Consider the following 16884-nt stretch of genomic DNA (forward strand, 5'->3'; position numbering starts at 1 on the left):
ATTCTTTCGCCGGATCGGCACGGTGGCGACCAATGTCCCCGAGATCGTCGCCATCGTCTCGTTCATCGCGTGCGTCGGGAGGATCATGAGCGGCCTCGACCTCGAGCATCTCACCCGGCAGCCCAGACCGATCACGATCCTGACCGGCGCGGGGATTTCAGCCGAGAGCGGCCTCGCCACCTTTCGAGGCGCCGACGGACTCTGGGAGGGTCATCGCGTCGAGGATGTGGCCACGCCCGAGGCGTACGCGCGAGATCCGCGACTGGTACACACCTTCTACAACCAGCGACGGGCGCGCCTCGGCGACCCCTCGATTCAGCCCAACGCGGCGCATCGGGCACTGGGCGAGCTCGCGCGCGACTGGCCCGCGCCAGTCCACCTCATCACGCAGAATGTCGACAACCTCCACGAGCGCGGTGGCTCACCCGAGGTCATTCACATGCACGGCGAACTCACAAAGGTTCGCAACGATCGGACCGGCGAGGTCTTCGAGTGGACGGGAGAGTGCTGGCCGGAGACACCCTGTCCGCGGAGCGGAGCGATCGGTGTGCTCCGACCTCACATCGTCTGGTTCGGCGAGGCGATCATGGAACACGAGCGCATTGCTGCGGCGCTCGCCGATCCCGCGCTCTTCCTCTGCATCGGCACGGCAGGCGCCGTCTGGCCCGCCGCTGGATTCGTGCAGGAAGCCAAGGCGCGCGGCACGCTCTGCGTGGAGTTCAATCTCACGCGAACGCAGATCAGCGTCCACTTCGATCGCTCAATCACGGGGCCTGCGAGCGAGACCGTTCCGGCGTTCATCAGGACCTTGATGACGCATACCTGACGCCGCGATCTGGCGGTGCCTGCGAGCGTGGGGTGATGTGAAGCGCACGCGGCCGCGCGTCAGGTCATGCCAACCGTGACGGGCTGCGGCCTGACCTCGTAGTTCGGCTGGAGCGCGATCTGGAGCGGTACGCGCTTGCCCGTCGGATCACGGGGAATCTGATCGTTGTCGATGATCCGCTGGATCGCCATGATGCCCTCGATGAGCATCTCCGGTCGCGGCGGGCATCCCGGCACATAGACATCCACCGGAATGAACTGATCGACGCCCTGCACGACGGCGTAGGTATCAAACACTCCGCCGGTCGATGCACACGCGCCCATCGAGATGACCCACTTGGGCTCGGTCATCTGCATGTAGATGCGCTGAAGCACGGGCAGCATCTTCACCGAGACGCGGCCCGCGACGATCATCAGGTCGGCCTGCCGAGGGCTGAAGCGCATCACTTCCGCGCCGAAGCGAGCGAGGTCGAAGCGACTGCATGCCGTCGCCATCAACTCGATACCGCAGCACGCCGTGGCGAAAGGCATCGGCCAGACGCTCGAGCGCCGCGACCAGTTGACCAGCCGCTGGAACTGCGTGGTGAGGATGCTGTCGACGGGGAAGGCGGCTTCGATGCCCATGGGATGGAAACGGTAGCAGGCGAGGGGACTCGTCGGGAAGTTCATTCGCCCGGGAGTCCGCGGGCGTTTCACCGCGGCTCGAGGGCGAAGGCGGGGGGCAGCAACCTCGGAGGGGCGCTACTGCTGGATTCCGAAGGAGTTCTTCCGACGGTAATACCGGACGGGATCCTCGCCCTTGGGGGGCTCGCCCCACATGAACTCGTTGATCCAGCTCGGTCCTTCCTCTTCGACGCTGGGCTCGTACTTCTGCTTCACCTCGGTGGAGGTGATGCCCGCACGGGTCACATGCTCATAGCAGCCGCCGAGAAGGAGTCCCGCAGAGAGCACCACCGCGAAGCGCAGGATCGGCGCCGAGATGCCACGCCCACTGGCGCGGGTTCGGCGAGGGGCGGATCGTGAAGTGGTGAGCTTCGTCATGCGCGAAGTTCCAGAGCAGAGGCGATCAGCCGTCGAAGTCGATCTTGGGCCGACTCGCAACGGCTCAGGCGGAAAGCATACGCGAGAGTTCGGACTCGTCGTGAAAGATGGTGAAGAGGCGATCGACCTTCATCGTCCGGAGCAGATTGAGCATCGGTGGCTGAAGGCCCACCAGGATCGGGCGAAGGCCGCGTTCCACGGCGCGGTGGCGCGTATCGAGGCAGAGGCCGATGCCGAGGCTCGAGAGCGCCGCGATCTGCGAGAGGTCGAGAACATAGCAGCGACCCTTGCCCTCGAAGCCCGAGAGTGCCGCCACGATGGCCTGCTGCGCCGCCTGCACCTCGGTCGCCGAGGGCACGCGCGAAGTGAGCGTGGCGATCAAGTGACCGTTTCTGGTCTCAATGACGACCGGAGCCCGGCTTGGCGTGGTGGCGGAAGGCGGTGCGCTCATCTCGATGATTCCATCGGCGCCGGTCATGACACCCATGTCAATCGTCCGGAGGTGCACCCCGTGTGCACTCGGGTTGAACCTTCGCAGGTGCCTGTCCGATGGGAAGCTTACTCTCGCCGGTTGACGGCAGGAAGGTCCATTCGTGGAAGTCTCGCGACGCACATTCATCCAGTCCGGTGTCGCGCTCGCCGCGTCGTGGTGGCTGTCACGATCCGTGCGCGGTTCGCCCCCGGACGGCCTGCGCGCGGCAGACGGCACGCCGCCCCCCGCGGCGGAGGGGATTCTGGCTGAGTCGACCGCTCCCAGGGATCCGAGGGAGCTCGACCTCCTCCATGCTCGGCTGCCGACATTCCAGGCGTCGCGGCGAGACACATGGGTGCTGCTGAGCGATTGCGACGATCCGCCTGTCCGGGCGGCGCTTGAGCTGCTTGAAGCATCGGAGCGCCAGGTGACTCGAGTGAGTCGCGAGTTGGATTTCGAACCGCGCGATCCCGGAGCACGCCACCTCGGTGTTCTCTTTCGGAGCTTCGACCAGTACCGCGCGTTTGCTCGCGCCGAGGCGGCCCATGGCGATGGATCCGCGCTCGGTCACTACGCACCGCGCGAACGCTACTCGGCCTTTGTTGCACTGGCACCGACGCAGGAGTTCCTCGAGTTGGTCCGTCGGCTCGAGCAGGACCCCGAGGTTCGCGTCGTCCGCCGCTCGGATCGTGGTGGCCGCCGAGCGCACGGCGCCAGCTCTGCGGCGCAGTCCAAGGCGATGGTGGCCGAGGCCATCGACGAAACGCGCCTTCGGGCCGCTCGCCTGATCAGTCATGAAGCCGCCCACCAGCTTCTGCACGAGCGCGGCGTTCTTCCGGCGCACTCCGGATGTCCTGCATGGCTGGGCGAGGGGTTCGCCTGTGCATTTGAGACCGAGCGCGCCATTGGTGACTTCGGTCCTGATGTCGATGTGGCCGCGCGGCGTGAACGCCTGGAGCGGGCCCTGGAGGAAGGTGCCGCGATGCCCCTGGGGGCGCTGGTCGGCATGACGGGTCGTCCCACGCCGGGAACCAGGGCGTCACTCGACTGGTATGCGCAGTCGTGGAGCCTGGTGACCTGGCTCTATCGTGAGCAACGCCAGGGCCTCGTGGAACTCATGTCATCGGTTCGCGAGGGCACGATGCCCGCGTCGCCGAAGGGACGCATCGCCCTCTTCGAATCAGCGTGCGGCCCGCTCAGCCATGTGGAGCCTGCATGGCGCGAAGCCTGGTGTAGGCGCGACGACGATCGTCCACATGCGACGCGAGCGAGACCCCCAGCAGCACGAACATCCACATGAAGTAGAGCCAGAGCATGAAGATGGGGGCGACGCCGAGAGAGCTGTAGACGCCCGCCTTGCCGCCAACAAGGTGGACGAGGTACAGCCCAAGGAACCGGCGCCCGAGCTCGATGAGGACCGCTGCCGCGAGCGCCCCGAGCATGAGGTCGCGGATCTTGAGTTCAGTCGTCGGCACGACGGTGTAGATGACCCAGAGCAGCAGCCATGTGAGCCCCACGCTCATGGAGAGCTTCGCGAGGGAGAGCAGCCACTCCCACTGTGGAAGCGCGTCGGCGACACCGGCCAGCTTGCCCGAGGCGAAGGGCACCACGGCCAGAATGACCGGTCCCGCCGTCAGCAGGAACCAGTAGAGGATGATCCGCCGCGACCAAGTTCGCGTGCTGCGCGAGTGGGCGATCTGATTGAGCGAGTCCTCGATTCCCGCAACCAGCCAGATCGCCGTGGCCAGCACGATGACCACGCTGATCCAGCTCAGTGTGGAGAGATTGACCCCGCTCGCCTGCGCGACCAGCGATCGGACCCAGGTATCGAGGGCGACCGCCTTGCCGTCACTCATCACCTCGATGCCCTGGAGTCCGAGGGCGCTGATGATCTCTCCCACGAACTCCGGGAAGCGATCGGCCATGAGGCTTCGTGCGGCAACGGTAGCGACCACCAGCACCGGAACAAGGCCGACCAGCGATCGATAGGCGAGGGACGCGGCCATCTGCGGAAGTCGGTCATCGCGGATGCGCTCATACAGCCGGATCCCTTCCTTGATCGGCGTCGGCAGGGATCGCGACAAGAGGGGCGATTCGCTCATCTGGTGCAGAGTCTAGGAGAGGCGCGGGTGAGCGTGAGTCACCGGATCGCCCTGTGTCCAGTGAGGTCGAGGCGAGCCGATCGGAGGCGGCATGAGGGTGCCGCGCTCCACCGAGATCTATCGACCCGCGGCGTCGGGTGCATTCGTCGATTCATCAATCAGCACGCCATAGGCGTAGCTCGCGCGTGGTTCGTCGGGCTTGACTTCCGCCGTCAGCGTGACGGTGCCGGTGGGCTTCATGCTTGAATATCGGGCGCTTCCGCCGCGCTTCAGGAGGACGCCGAGGTTGAAGCACTGGCACTGCGCGAAGTGATAGTCGGCGGAGCCGCCCGCGCCCTGCACATCGCGCCCGACTGCATGGAAGACATCCTGCCCGCCGAGATCGACGAGGGCGGCGATGGCGTTCTGAGCTGCGGCGCCTTGCGAGAGTCCATCGGCGCGGTAGGTGTCATTGCCATCGAAGTCGATGAGCATGGCGACCGACTCATCCCACGCGGCGCCCTGCCCTGCGGCCGTCCGACTCCAATAGACATCATCACCCGCGAAGTCGAGCAGGATGCCGAACGCCTGATGCGCCGCGAATCCCTGGGCGTAGCGATCACCGTGATAGAGATCACGGCCGGCGCGATCCGCGAGGATGCCGAGCGCGAAGAAGTAGCCACCGCCCTGCGCGAACTCTCCGGCTTGGTAGCGATCATCACCCGAGTCATCGACGAGCACTCCGATGCCGCCGGGGAGATCGCGGCGCACGCCGTAGCCGACGCCCTGGCTGAAGGCCCTGAAGGTTGCCGGAGTTCCATAGGCGCTTGGCGCACCGCTGACGCTGTAGAGATCGTGACCCGAGCGGTCGATCAGCGCACCGGCCGCCATCGGCCCGCCAACTCCCTGGCAGAGGACGACGCCGTGGTAGCGGTCCGAGCCCGCGTGATCCAGAAGGATGCCCACGCCGAAACACGCGGCGCCCTGCGAGAACGCGTGGGCGATGTGAACATCGTCGCCCTCATCGTCAATCAGCACACCAGCGCCGAAGAGCGCTGCGCCTGAAGAGAGTGTGAGACCTTCGTAGCGGTCGTTGCCCTTCAGGTCCCGGATCAAGCTGAAGCCGAGTACCGCGCCTGCGGGCCCCACGGGACCTGTCGAGACATAGGTGTCGTTGCCCTCAAGATCGATGATCACGCGCGAGCCGACAACGGTGTCATGCCACTCGTAACGGTCGTCACCGCCTGGATCGAAGACTCCAGCAATGCGACTCATGTCGTAGGTGTTCGATCCCGTTCCGCCCACCACCAGCCAACCGAAGGGCTCGAACTTCAGCACCTTCAGGATCTCCCCCTCGACGGCGCCGGAGAGTTCCTCCGGCAGTTCGCCCGGCTTCTCCTTGCTCCAGTCGATCGAGAAGTCGAACTCAAGGTCGGCCAGCGCTACCGATGAGGCGATGCGCGATCGGTCCATGAGTGTTGCGAAGGCCGCCATTCGCTTGGCCAGTTCGAGATCTTCACCCTGGGGCATGGGTGTCTGTTCGATGACGGACAGGAAGCGAAGGGCATCATGGGCGAAGCGGCGCCGAAGCGCCTCCCATGCTTCGCGGAACTGCATCACTTCTTCTTCGGTCATGGCGTTGACCTCGTCGGCGGTTGGCATCGGCACGCCGTACTCCTGTGAGGCAGCGCGGAGGATGGGTTCGAGCGCCTCCTGAACCCGAAGATCGCCTGCGCCAAGGAAGTACTGGAGCGCCTGGATGCCCGCCCATCCGCGATCAATGGGCTGTCGCCCGGTTCCCTCGGGTGCCGGCGCGTCGGCGCCCAGCGCCATGGCTGCGAATGAGGCGACCGCGAGTCCGGCGCGAGGGTGCTGCGTCGACTGGACCAGTGCGGCGGCAACTTCGGGCAGCGCCCACGGCTCATCAAGGAGCGAGCGAACCAGAGGAAGAATGCGGTCGCTCGGGACCTTCGCTGCGGCTCCCGCGATCTGCGCCTCGATGCGTTGCAGCGGTTCCGCCAGATCATGGATGACGACCGCCGCTCCGAGTGAGTGGGTGGGATTCCGCGGTTGAAGCAATGGCTCCTGTTGCACATCGGCGATGTCCGCAGTGCTGGCGCTGGTCGTTGCGCCATTTCCACACGAGAGTGAAGCCGCGAGAGACGCACCTGCGATGACTACGACGCCCCGAGCAAGAGCGCTCATGGAGTCGCCGCGCCGATCGTGCATCGCCGCGGACGGCCTTGGTCGAGCGATGGCTGATGCTGAGTGTCCTCTGGCGCGATCGAGGGGCGGCGTTCGAAGGGGCATGGGCGCATGGTGGCATGCCTCGATGCGGCCGTCCATTCACCGCCGGGCGTCGGTGGGAACAACCGTGGTCGGGTGACGCCGGTGGACCCTGGCATGCACGATACGGCTCTGGCGGGAGTCTGCGGGAACAACGGTGGTCGGGCGACGCCGGTGGACCCAGATACGAAGGATCCGGCGCTGGGTGGGAGTCTGCGGGAACAGCGGTGATCGAGTGACGCTGGCACTGCGCCTGAGCACTCCTATGCGGCGCGGTGGCCCGTTCACGATGGCATGGCGTTGCTCCCCGGCGGCAATGGCATGGCGCGGCCACGCGCGGCAGGTCGCACCCCGTAGGATCCCTCCATGCCACGCAAGGGCCGAACGCCATCCCACTCCTTTGCCGACGAGTCCCGAGGCCCGCGCCTTCAGCGCGTGATGGCCGATGCAGGCGTGGGCAGCAGGCGCCACTGCGAAGCGCTCATCGAGCAGGGCGCAGTGCGAGTCAACGGCGAAGTGGTCGAAGCGTTGCCTGCGTGGGTCGATCCCGCGCGAGATCGCATCGAAGTCGAAGGTCGCCTGCTGTCGCGACCCGAGCGTCATGTCTATGTGATGCTCTACAAGCCCAAGGGCATCGTCTCGACCAACTCCGATCCCGAAGGGCGTCGTCGCGCGATCGATCTCATCGACCATCCGAGCAAGGCGAGGCTCTATCCCGTGGGGCGGCTCGACATCGACTCGAGCGGTCTCCTGCTGCTCACGAATGACGGCGAACTGGCGAATCGACTCACGCATCCGCGCTACGAGATTCACAAGATCTACGAGGTCACGGTCGGCGGCGCCGTCGGCGAAGCCGATCTCGCCAAGCTCGAAGCGGGCATCTACCTGCCGGCTCGTCGCGGCGCCCCGGGCTCGCGCACGGAGCGATCGAGCCTGGCCATCGTGAAGCGGGACCGCGATCGGACGCAACTGCTCATGGAACTGGGCGAAGGTCGCAATCGCCAGATTCGCCGCATGATGCTGCGGCTGGGGCACCCGGTGAAGAAGCTGCGCCGCGTGCAGATGGGGCCGCTTCGTCTGCGGGCGCTGGCGATCGGCGAGTGGCGCGATCTCACCCACAGTGAGGTCGAGGCCCTGCGCGCCGAGGCGTTCATGTCACCGGCGGAGCGATTGGAGCGAGCGCAGCGTCGAGAGCACCGAGCCTCCAAGGCGTCGCATGAGCGAGGCACACCGCGCCAGCCGAAGGCGTCGCATGAGCCGGGCGCGCCACGAGGGCCAGGCAGGTCGCATGGACCCCGCGCGTCAAGAGCGACGCGCGAGCCTGGCGCGTCCCGTGCGCCGCACATGCCAGGCGACATCGGCGTGCCGCGCCAATCACGCGACTTCCGCGGAGTGGGCCCTCGAACCAAGTCAGCCAAGGGCGGCCCGGGCTCTTCACGGAGTGCTCCGGCGCCGCGCGGGCCCTTTGGTCCCCGCGGACCCGAGTATCCGCGCCCATCCGGATTCGGTCGCAGTGATCGATCGCGGGCTCCGGCGTCGCCTAAACGCCGCGGGTCGCGGGGGCCCAGATGAACTTGTGCAACTGAAGCTGCATTCGCACGGGGAGTCGATCCGCGAGAATCCACTCGGCAAGCTGCCGCGGTTCGAGCCCCTTCGCCCCGGCGATCTCAAGTCCCTTCGCCTGCTCGAAGACGGGACTCATGAGCACGCAGCGGCAGCGTTCGACGAGTCGATGTTCGGTCATCACGCGGCGGGCCCACTCATAGTCGCCGCGATCCGTGATGACGAACTTGATCTCGTCGCGCTCGCGGAGGTGGTCGAGATTGCTCCAGAGATTTCGGTGACTCTCGCCGCTGCCGGGAGTCTTCAGATCGAGAATCCGGATGGAGCGAGGATCGCACGGTGAGATGTCCACGGCTCCGGAGGTCTCGATGAGCACGGTGCATCCCGCATCGGCGAGCGCGGTGATGAGCGAAAAGACTCCCGACTGGGCCAGCGGTTCGCCACCGGTGATCTCGATCAACGGACAACCGATGTCGACCACCTCGCGCACGATCTCCGAGATGTCCCTCGATCGCCCTTCGCGAAAGGCGTACTCCGTGTCGCAATAGCGGCAGCGCAGCGGGCAGCCTGCGAGGCGAATGAAGACGCATGGCACGCCCATCCACGAGCTCTCCCCCTGAATGGAATGGAAGATCTCGTTGATGCGAAGCGTTGCGGCGTCGCTGCGGCTGCTGCTCACGACCGTGCCACTCGTCTGAATGCCCAGAAGAGGACTCGAACCTCCAAGGGATTGCTCCCACCAGCACCTCAAGCTGGCGCGTCTGCCAGTTCCGCCACCTGGGCAATGCGGAGAAGGGCGAAAGTATAGCGGCGGCCGCCCGGGTGTGTAGCCCGAACGGCCGCCGCATGCAGACGAACAGAAGTGAGCGTGGCGATCAGCTCCAGTTGCCCAGCAGAATCGCCAGATCCGATCCGTCGACCGTCCCGTCGCCGTTCAGGTCGCCAGTGCCGGATCCGCCCCAGTTGCCGAGGAGGAGCGCGATGTCGGCACCATTGACCACGCCGTCGCCGTTCAGGTCACCAGGCACCACCGGCGTGCATCCGTAGCCAACAATGGCGACGGTGTCGACGGCAGCTTCAACCAGCGCCTGAGCACCGAGATCCTGGGCACGGAAGCGCACCCGCATGTTCTCAGTCAGCGGCACATAGTCAGCCAAGCGCCAGGAGTACGGCACCCACGAGGTCGTGCTGTTGTTGATGTTCGTGATCAGCGTCCATGTGGCGCCGCCATTGTTCGAGACATGCACTGGCATGACATCGACGCCGGGGTTCGCGCCCTTGTCATTGCTGTACCAGACGAACGCGGTGAAGTAGATGTCGTCGGCGCCGCCGGTTCCAAAGACGGGCGAGATGAGCGTCGTGATGCCGTTGTCGACATCGTTTGCACCTGCGCCGCCGCCGGGGTGCTGACCGGTGAAGGCGCAGTTGGGACCGGAGACTTCAGGCTGATGGCCGCCGTTGGGCTGGGCCGTCGTTCCGATCGGATTGCCTCGCTCCCAGAAGCCGCTCGTGGCCGTGTCTCCCGCGACGCCATAGGTCCATCCCTTGTCGCTCTCGAAGTCATCGTCCCAGATGACACTCTGGGTGAAGGCGACCGGCGCCGAGTAGAACGCCGAAGGCGCCGCGCCAGGACTGGTGACGACTCCGCCTCCGACGGCTTGCGCGGAGAAGTAGTACTGAAGCGTGGTGCCGCATGGTCCCGCGGGGATGGACGCCGTGTACTGGTTCGCCGCGGCCTGGGTCATTGGCGCCGAAGTGAATGCGCCGCTGTTGCCGAAGCGATAGAAGAGCACGCCCGTTCCGGGCACAGGGGAGCCGGAGAGAGCCTGGACCTGCACGGGAATCGATGTGCTTCCATTCGGTGCCGCCAGGGTGGGCAGACCGCTCGGGAAGCTGAACTTGATCGGGGCGAGCGTCGGGCCAGGCATGTTGTGCAGGCTGAAGGCCAAGTTGATCAAGTCATAGTCTGGCGTGCCATCGGTGATGTCGGCGTTGTCATCGTTCAGCGTCAGGAAGTCCACCGTGATCGACGGCGTGATGCTCGAGAGACCGGCCCGCAGCAGGACCGAGTTCACCGTCAGCACCGCAATCCGATCGCGATAGTCAGCGGGATACGCCGCGAGGAAGTTGTTGCGGAGATCCCAGATGCAACCGGAGAGCAGTCGGCCGCAGGCGTGAATCGCCGAGCCGCAGCTCGAGCAACCGCTCGTCTGGTACTGACAGTTGTTGTTGGCATCGCGCAGGCCGCTGTTGCAGTTGCCCTGGAAGCCAAAGGCGAGCACGCTCTCGTCGGTGACAAGGATTGCAAGGCAATCCGACATGCCCTCGCCATACGCGCCTTGGCCGGAGCCGCCCTTGGCGACCATGTTGTGGCCGAACTCGTGATGCACCACGGTCGAGAACGCCGTGTTCGGACAGCCACCTCCCGCCAGGTAGAAGTTGATCGTGCTGTTCTGATAGAAGGCGTTGCACGAGTTGCTGATATTCACGATGACCGGGAACTCACTCTGCGTTGCAATCGACGGGAACTGCGGATTGGCGCGGAGGATCAGGTCGCGGGCGATGTTCGCATGCAGATAGGCGTTCACCTGCGCACGATCTTCGCTGGAGCTGTTCAGACCATTGTGAAGGAAGGTGATGGAGCCGCCGCTCGGGACCGTGGCTGTCAGGCTCAGGTTGGCCGTGGTGGAGCTGTTGACCGCGAAGTACGCGCCGACGATCGCCGAAGTCAGGTTGATGGAACCCGAGCTGGGCCACGGCACGAGGAAGTTGCCATCCACATCGGCAAAGTGCGTGCCGGCGGGTGAGGTGATCTTTGCGTACGGAAGACTGACATCGATCACGCCAGTGCAGATGTCAGCCTTGTTGCCCGAGCTCACCTGAGCGCGCACGGAGCCGGAGACATCGGCGAAGTAGATGAGGCTCTCCTGATAGAGGATGCGGCCGTCGGCGGCATCGACCACATAGAGCATGTGCATGTGGTTGTCGGGATCGAGGTGGGAACCACCCTCGGCATCGAACTCGATGGCGAGGCGCGGCTCGGGCGTCTCATCGTCGATACCAGCCCAGATGACCCAGCGGGGCTCAGAGACGCGCGGTGGCGCGCGGAACTGGTTCAGGGCGTACCGGGTGTAGATGGCGGGGTTCATGGCGCCGAGCGCCTGTCCCGCGAGTTGACCTTCAAGTGAGCTCACATCGCGGAGCGTGCTGCCGGCGAGCACCATCGGGAAGCCCGGCTCATTGCGCACGAGTCCGACGAGGTGCCCGCGGAAGACGGGCACGCCATGGAAGACCTGCGTGTAGTACACGCCTGTGAAGATGAAGCGGTCGGTCGCTTCGTCGTACATGATGGGCGTGGTGCTGCGGCCATCTTCGAAGGGTCCGCCGAGCACGAGCTGATCGGAGGTGACGCCGTAGATTCCGGCACTGGTGTTGACGAAGGCCTGCACACTGTCGATCGGGGTCAACCCGCTTGAGAACGCCCGTCCCCACACGCGTTCAATGAGGGTTCCGATCTCGGTGAACCCGGTGGCTGGGTTCTGCTGGAGGAACTGGCTGCGGGCCTCGGCCGTTGGCGCCGGGATGGTGGGATTGGCAGGCACCACCTGCGCCATGACGGAGCTGCATGCCAGCAGGACAACAGCGCTACACAGGAACCTTCTTTGCATGGGTCTCTTCTCAGAGGGGAACGGGGAGAGAGAAGGCGCACCACCCGCAGACGGGCCGCGCACCGAACGCTGGGTTGATTGTCCACCCTTGTGAGCATTTGGCAAGTGCGGGGTGTTGATTTGAGGACCTTTGAGGTCGGCTTTCGAACCCGGGAGACGCCGCGGCCGAAATCGGCGCAGGGTGTGAGAATTGCGGACCTTGGCCATGTCAGCGAAGATTTCCCGAGTTCGATGCCGCCCTGCTGTTGCTCCTCGCGGAGCGAAATCCTTCGCTAGGATCGGCGGCATGGCGTCGGAGGGTGCACGCGAGCCCGTGATCGAGAATCGGAAGGCCCGGCATGACTACTCGATCTCCGACACGCTCGAGGTCGGAATGAAGCTGCTGGGCTCCGAGGTGAAGAGCCTGCGCGACGGCAAGGCCAGTCTCGCGGAGGGTTGGGTCATGGCGCGCGAGGAGCCGCCGTGCCTTGAACTGCATGGAGTCCACATTTCCGAGTATCCGCCAGCGGGCTCGGCGAGGCAGCACCCTCCCGTTCGGGTGCGGCCGCTGCTTGCTCATGCACGCGAGATCCGCAAACTCGCCGCCACCATGCGCACCAAGGGCGTGACGCTGGTGCCGCTCCGCATCTACTTCAAGGGCGGTCGCGCCAAGCTCCTCATCGGCGTCGGCGCGGGTCGCAAGCATGGCGACAAGCGCCAGGCGATCGCCGATCGCGAGATGAAGCGCGACATGGATCGTGCCATGTCCCGGCGCCGCGAGTAATCGCGAGATCCGATGACCAGTGGATGGCCGGACCATTCAGCGGTGTGACCGCTCGACCACTCAACCGATTGGCCGTTTGGCCGGCGCCGCTGGATCACCGCGGGCTGGGCAGCGCGATCGGCACACCGTGTTCCTTCTCCCGCGCGCCTTCGATGCACTCGGCGATGACCTTCGCGACCGCCTCTGGGCGCAGCGCCTTCTCACGCGGCAGCAGATTCTCGGGGAAGTTCTTGCGCAGGAGCGGCGTCTCCACGGCGCCTGGATTCACACAGAAGGCGCGGACGCCGATCGAGCGGCCCTCGCGGGCGCACGATCGCGTGAAGCTGTCGAGCGCGGACTTGCTGGCGGCGTAGGCGAAGAAGCCGGGAAAGGGATCGCTTGTACCGATGGTCGAGACATTCACCACGCAGCCGGACTTCTGCCGCCGGAAGATGGGCCACGCTTTCACGATCAGCGCCGCAGGACCGAAGGCGTTGACATGAAAGGCCTCTTCGAGCACCGCATGGGTGGTGCGCTCGATGGGAGCAAGTGGGGCGACTCCCGCCGCGTTCACGAGGTTGTCGAGCCGATCGAAGCGCTCGATGGTCTGGTCGACCACGCGACCCGCTTGGTCGCTGTCGGCGAGGTCCGCCACGACGATCATCGCATCGGCGTCGAGGTCCTTGACGACATCGAGCGTGTCGTGGAGCTTCGACTCCGTGCGCCCCACCAGCACGAGCCGATGGCCCTTCGACGCGAGCAACTCAGCCGCCGCGCGGCCGATGCCGCTTCCAGCGCCGGTGATGACCGTCACCGGTGACGCCGGAGCTCCACGACGATCATTCGACTCACCCATGTTCAGCACTCCGGAGCGCTCTCAGCCGCGGCCGAAGAGACGCATGACATCGTTGTAGGACGCGATGAGAAAGACACCGACGATGAGGGCAAGCCCGAGGAGCGCCGCCGCATTCTGAAACGCGATCGAGGGCGGGCGTCCCCGGAACTTCTCATACACCAGGTAGAGGAAGAGGCCGCCGTCGACGATCGGCAGCGGCAGGAAGTTCAGCACCGCGAGATTCACGCTGATCATCGCGAGGAAGAAGATGAGATACATGAACCCGCGGTCAGCGACGCGCGAGCCGATGTGCACGATGCCGACCGGTCCGTGCAGTTCCTTGACGGCGACCGTGCCCCGGAAGAGTCGATCGAGTGTGAGATAGGTCAAGAGCACCAAGCGCCAGGTCTGGCGGAAGCCCATGCCGACGGCGCGGATGGGATTGCCTCCGGCGGTGAGGACCTCATCGAGCGGGTCAAAGAGCGCCAGAACGAAGCGGGGGGTCCATCCGAGGGCGAGCACCTCCGACACCTGCGCTGGTGTCAGAGTCAACTCGAGCGAGCGACGAGCGCCATCGGCCGTGGGCGACAGAAGGTCGATGGCGATGACGGCGCCGCGCCCCTCAGCCTGATTTCGGAGAGCGCGATCGATCTCGCGTCGGACATCGCCCCAGGTGGTGACCGTCACTCCGTTGACGCGATCGATGCGTGACAGGGGAAGGATCGCATGGTCCGAGGCCGGTTCCCCAGTGAGCGCGCTTGCGGCGACGAGGGTCGCGTCGAGCGCCGAGGCGAGCGTGATGCCCAGTCGCGGCGGGCGATCGCCGACGAACTCGGCGCTCGCGATCGTGGCATCGACATTCAGCACCGAGCCGTCGCGCAGGATGCGCAGCGGCATCAGGCCAGCGCCGCGCTCACGCACCGTGGCGACGAGCGAGCGGGCCGAAGGACCGGTGACCTGGCCTGCGGCAAGGATCACATCGCCTGGCTTGAGGAGAGCAGCGTTCGGATGGTCCTTCTCGATCGCCGCGACCTCAACAAGAGGCACGAGTCCGAGCAGGTGTGAGTCCCGGGTGGGAATCGCGGTGCCTGCGCCCTCGTCGGCGCGGCCGATGATGAGTTCCGGCGTCGTTTCGATGGTGACTTCGATCTGGCGCTCGCCGCCCGGTGAGAGCCACTGCGTCCGCAACGGCTCGCCATGCGATGCTCGCGCGGCAAGCACGAGGTCATCTCCGAGCTGTGCCGGATGGTCGTTGATCGACAGGAGCGACCACCCCGGGCCAAGACCCGATGCGCCGAGGCCGGTCGAGTCAAGCGCCTTCTCGACATCGCTCGCCACGCGCGGATCGGTGGTGATCGTTCGATTGAAAGCCGGCGCCACATTAAGCGTGCGCACGCCCCCGCGCGGATCGTCGCGCGGTTCCGCGAGGTAGCGCAGCGGATCGGCCACTCCGGGGCGAGCGACTTCCACCACAAGCGACTGCCCGGGCTTGCTCATCGCGGCGGCGATTCGGACATCGGCGAAGGTCAGCACCGAGGAGCCGTCGATGGACAGCACGCGGTCGCCCGGTCGCAAGCCACGACCCTGCGCCGCGTCGCCGCCGATCGGGACCGCCTGCGCCATGGCGCCCTCTTCCGGCAGGATGCCCATGACCGGTGATTCGAAGCGCACACCAACCATGAACGCCACGATGAAGAGCACCACGGCGAGCAACAGGTTGGCAATGACTCCGGCGGAGACCACCACCATGCGAGACCCGACCGAGGCTCGCTGGTAGCTCCGCGGCGCATCGGAGCGAGCCGAGGGGTCCATGTCATCCTGCCCCAGCATGCCGACAAAGCCGCCGATGGGCAGGAGTCGCAGGGAGTACTCCGTTTCGCCCACCCGATGTTCGGCGAGTTCAGCGTCGCTCATCTGGTGCACGGGCTTCCCGAAGCGCGCCAGTGCGAGCTTCTCCGTGCTTCCAAGGCGCATACCCAGTCCCGGCCGATAGGCGAAGATCACGGGCCCCATGCCGATTGCAAAGGCGTGCACGCGAATGCGCGCCCAGCGGGCGGCAAGGAAGTGGCCCAGCTCATGCAGCGCGATGAGCAGGCAGAACCCGAGGATGATGAGCAGCAGATTGCCGCCGGTGGTCAGGGCGTCCATGCGGGAGATTCCGTCGGGGAGACTGTAGCCGTGCGTGCGCGGACGAACTCCCGGGCGTGGCGATCGGCCCTCTCGGCGTCAGCGAGCGAGGTCATGGTTTCGATCGAAATCGAATCGAGCGCTTCAGCTGCGAGCTCGGAAATGCGACCGAAGGCGATCGCTCCTCGCAAGTAGGCCGCGACGGCTTCCTCGTTCGCCCCATTCACGATGGCACCGGCGGTTCCTCCCATCTCGATCACGCGATGACCGAGCCGCACGGCGGGGAAGCGGCGGGGATCAGGCGCTTCGAAGTCGAGTGAGCGCAGCGTGTGGAAGGGGAGTCGTTCGGTTTTGCCGAGGAGCCTCTCAGGGTGCGTCAGAGCAATCTGGATGGGCAGTCGCATGTCCGGCGGCGAGAGCTGCGCGAGCACCGAGCCATCCTGGAACTCGACGAAGCCATGCACGATCGACTGGGGATGGACGACGACCTCGATGTCATCGGCGGGAAGGCCGAAGAGCCAATGCGCCTCGATCACTTCGAGCGCCTTGTTCATCATGGTGGCGCTGTCGATGGTGATCTTCGATCCCATGGCCCATGTTGGATGCTTGAGGGCCGCCTCAATCGGCGCCGTCGCGATGCGTTCGGCGCTCCAGGTTCGGAAGGGTCCACCACTCGCCGTGATGACGATGCGCCGAATGCCCCGCGTGGGCTCCGGGGGCAGGCACTGGAGGATGGCGCTGTGTTCGCTGTCGACTGGCAGGAGGGCCACGCCCTTGCGCCGCGCGGCACTGGTGACCAGTGAGCCTGCGGCCACCAGCGTCTCCTTGTTCGCAAGACCAATGCTGCAGCCTCGCTCAATTGCCGCAAGGGTCGGCGCCAATCCGGCGAAGCCCACCATCGCCGCCATCACGAAATCGCCGGGACGCGCGACAGACTCGATGAGACGCAGCGCCGCATCGGGACCTTCATGCAGCGCGAGGCCGCTTGCGGAGAGTGCGAGAAGCGCGTCGCGGGACTTCGGGTCTACCAGCTCATCGGCAAGGGCGAGAGCCGGAGCGTCGGCGTGAAACTCCCTGGCGAGTTCCGCGAGCGCATCGGCGCTTCGACCTGCGGCAAGGCCGACCACCTTGAAGTGAGGCCCTCCGCTCGAGCGGAGATGGCGCACGACATCGATGGTGCTTCGACCGATGGAACCGGTCGCACCGAGAAGGATCAGTCGTCGTTCCGCGGGAGTGCGCTGCAT

The 16884-nt window shown here is 65.7% G+C and carries 14 protein-coding genes and 1 tRNA gene; 4 read left to right on the forward strand and 11 right to left on the reverse strand.

Annotation, left to right across the window (positions count from 1 at the left end):
* The first annotated feature begins 22 nt into the window (after positions 1–22).
* Complete coding sequence (locus KF724_01845; GenBank protein ID MBX3354423.1) at positions 23–826, forward strand: NAD-dependent deacylase; 804 nt, start codon at positions 23–25, stop codon at positions 824–826.
* 59 nt (positions 827–885) lie between these two features.
* Here the strand turns inward: KF724_01845 and KF724_01850 are convergent, their stop codons facing one another.
* From KF724_01850 to KF724_01860, 3 genes are all read right to left on the reverse strand, one after another.
* Positions 886–1449 carry an NADH-quinone oxidoreductase subunit B gene (locus tag KF724_01850; GenBank protein MBX3354424.1) on the reverse strand — a complete coding sequence of 188 codons (564 nt, stop codon included), beginning with the start codon at positions 1447–1449 and terminating at the stop codon, positions 886–888.
* A gap of 117 nt (positions 1450–1566) precedes the next feature.
* Positions 1567–1866 carry a hypothetical protein gene (locus tag KF724_01855; GenBank protein MBX3354425.1) on the reverse strand — a complete coding sequence of 100 codons (300 nt, stop codon included), beginning with the start codon at positions 1864–1866 and terminating at the stop codon, positions 1567–1569.
* Between the two features lie 64 nt (positions 1867–1930).
* The gene (locus KF724_01860) at positions 1931–2353 is read right to left on the reverse strand and encodes an STAS domain-containing protein (protein MBX3354426.1); all 423 of its coding nucleotides are present in this window, start codon (positions 2351–2353) and stop codon (positions 1931–1933) included.
* Positions 2354–2459: 106 nt separating this feature from the next.
* Between KF724_01860 and KF724_01865 the strand changes: the two genes are divergently transcribed.
* A complete protein-coding gene (locus KF724_01865; protein MBX3354427.1) occupies positions 2460–3638 on the forward strand; it encodes a DUF1570 domain-containing protein in 1179 nt (392 codons plus the stop codon).
* Here KF724_01865 and KF724_01870 read toward each other — a convergent pair.
* Both KF724_01870 and KF724_01875 read right to left on the reverse strand, forming a co-directional pair.
* The gene (locus KF724_01870; protein ID MBX3354428.1) at positions 3535–4440 is read right to left on the reverse strand and encodes a YihY/virulence factor BrkB family protein; all 906 of its coding nucleotides are present in this window, start codon (positions 4438–4440) and stop codon (positions 3535–3537) included. The two genes, KF724_01865 and KF724_01870, sit on opposite strands and share 104 nt — an antisense overlap.
* Before the next feature lie 117 nt (positions 4441–4557).
* Complete coding sequence (locus KF724_01875) at positions 4558–6624, reverse strand: hypothetical protein (protein MBX3354429.1); 2067 nt, start codon at positions 6622–6624, stop codon at positions 4558–4560.
* Between the two features lie 447 nt (positions 6625–7071).
* On the opposite strand from KF724_01875, the gene KF724_01880 reads away from it, so the two are divergent.
* The gene (locus KF724_01880; GenBank protein ID MBX3354430.1) at positions 7072–8277 is read left to right on the forward strand and encodes a pseudouridine synthase; all 1206 of its coding nucleotides are present in this window, start codon (positions 7072–7074) and stop codon (positions 8275–8277) included.
* Here KF724_01880 and KF724_01885 read toward each other — a convergent pair.
* From KF724_01885 to KF724_01895, 3 genes are all read right to left on the reverse strand, one after another.
* The gene (locus tag KF724_01885; GenBank protein MBX3354431.1) at positions 8246–8947 is read right to left on the reverse strand and encodes a radical SAM protein; all 702 of its coding nucleotides are present in this window, start codon (positions 8945–8947) and stop codon (positions 8246–8248) included. The genes KF724_01880 and KF724_01885 overlap by 32 nt on opposite strands.
* 20 nt (positions 8948–8967) lie before the next feature.
* Positions 8968–9051, reverse strand: a tRNA-Leu gene (locus KF724_01890).
* Positions 9052–9143: 92 nt separating this feature from the next.
* Positions 9144–11936, reverse strand: a complete 2793-nt coding sequence (locus KF724_01895; GenBank protein MBX3354432.1) for a hypothetical protein — start codon at positions 11934–11936, stop codon at positions 9144–9146.
* 286 nt (positions 11937–12222) lie between these two features.
* Between KF724_01895 and smpB the strand changes: the two genes are divergently transcribed.
* The gene (gene smpB, locus KF724_01900) at positions 12223–12699 is read left to right on the forward strand and encodes an SsrA-binding protein SmpB (GenBank protein ID MBX3354433.1); all 477 of its coding nucleotides are present in this window, start codon (positions 12223–12225) and stop codon (positions 12697–12699) included.
* A 94-nt stretch (positions 12700–12793) separates the two neighbouring features.
* On the opposite strand, the gene KF724_01905 is transcribed toward smpB, so the two are convergent.
* From KF724_01905 to dxr, 3 genes are read right to left on the reverse strand one after another with little or no spacing between them, the layout of a single operon-like run.
* Complete coding sequence (locus tag KF724_01905; protein ID MBX3354434.1) at positions 12794–13534, reverse strand: SDR family oxidoreductase; 741 nt, start codon at positions 13532–13534, stop codon at positions 12794–12796.
* A 21-nt stretch (positions 13535–13555) separates the two neighbouring features.
* Positions 13556–15661 (reverse strand): site-2 protease family protein, encoded by a 2106-nt coding sequence (locus tag KF724_01910; protein MBX3354435.1) that lies wholly within the window; start codon positions 15659–15661, stop codon positions 13556–13558.
* Positions 15649–16884 carry a 1-deoxy-D-xylulose-5-phosphate reductoisomerase gene (gene dxr / locus KF724_01915; GenBank protein ID MBX3354436.1) on the reverse strand — a complete coding sequence of 412 codons (1236 nt, stop codon included), beginning with the start codon at positions 16882–16884 and terminating at the stop codon, positions 15649–15651. Before dxr ends, KF724_01910 begins: the two co-directional genes overlap by 13 nt.

The organism is Phycisphaeraceae bacterium, assembly GCA_019636735.1.
In the GTDB taxonomy this organism is placed as follows: Bacteria; Planctomycetota; Phycisphaerae; order Phycisphaerales; family SM1A02; genus VGXK01.

Bases quoted from the DNA above. Each gene is read 5' to 3' on its own strand.
- dxr (MBX3354436.1), bottom strand. From the start codon at position 16,884: ATGCAGCGCACTCCCGCGGAACGACGACTGATCCTTCTCGGTGCGACC.
- KF724_01880 (MBX3354430.1), top strand. From the start codon at position 7,072: ATGCCACGCAAGGGCCGAACGCCATCCCACTCCTTTGCCGACGAGTCC.
- KF724_01910 (MBX3354435.1), bottom strand. From the start codon at position 15,661: ATGGACGCCCTGACCACCGGCGGCAATCTGCTGCTCATCATCCTCGGG.
- KF724_01855 (MBX3354425.1), bottom strand. From the start codon at position 1,866: ATGACGAAGCTCACCACTTCACGATCCGCCCCTCGCCGAACCCGCGCC.
- KF724_01850 (MBX3354424.1), bottom strand. From the start codon at position 1,449: ATGGGCATCGAAGCCGCCTTCCCCGTCGACAGCATCCTCACCACGCAG.
- KF724_01875 (MBX3354429.1), bottom strand. From the start codon at position 6,624: ATGAGCGCTCTTGCTCGGGGCGTCGTAGTCATCGCAGGTGCGTCTCTC.
- smpB (MBX3354433.1), top strand. From the start codon at position 12,223: ATGGCGTCGGAGGGTGCACGCGAGCCCGTGATCGAGAATCGGAAGGCC.
- KF724_01860 (MBX3354426.1), bottom strand. From the start codon at position 2,353: ATGGGTGTCATGACCGGCGCCGATGGAATCATCGAGATGAGCGCACCG.
- KF724_01895 (MBX3354432.1), bottom strand. From the start codon at position 11,936: ATGCAAAGAAGGTTCCTGTGTAGCGCTGTTGTCCTGCTGGCATGCAGC.
- KF724_01870 (MBX3354428.1), bottom strand. From the start codon at position 4,440: ATGAGCGAATCGCCCCTCTTGTCGCGATCCCTGCCGACGCCGATCAAG.
- KF724_01905 (MBX3354434.1), bottom strand. From the start codon at position 13,534: ATGGGTGAGTCGAATGATCGTCGTGGAGCTCCGGCGTCACCGGTGACG.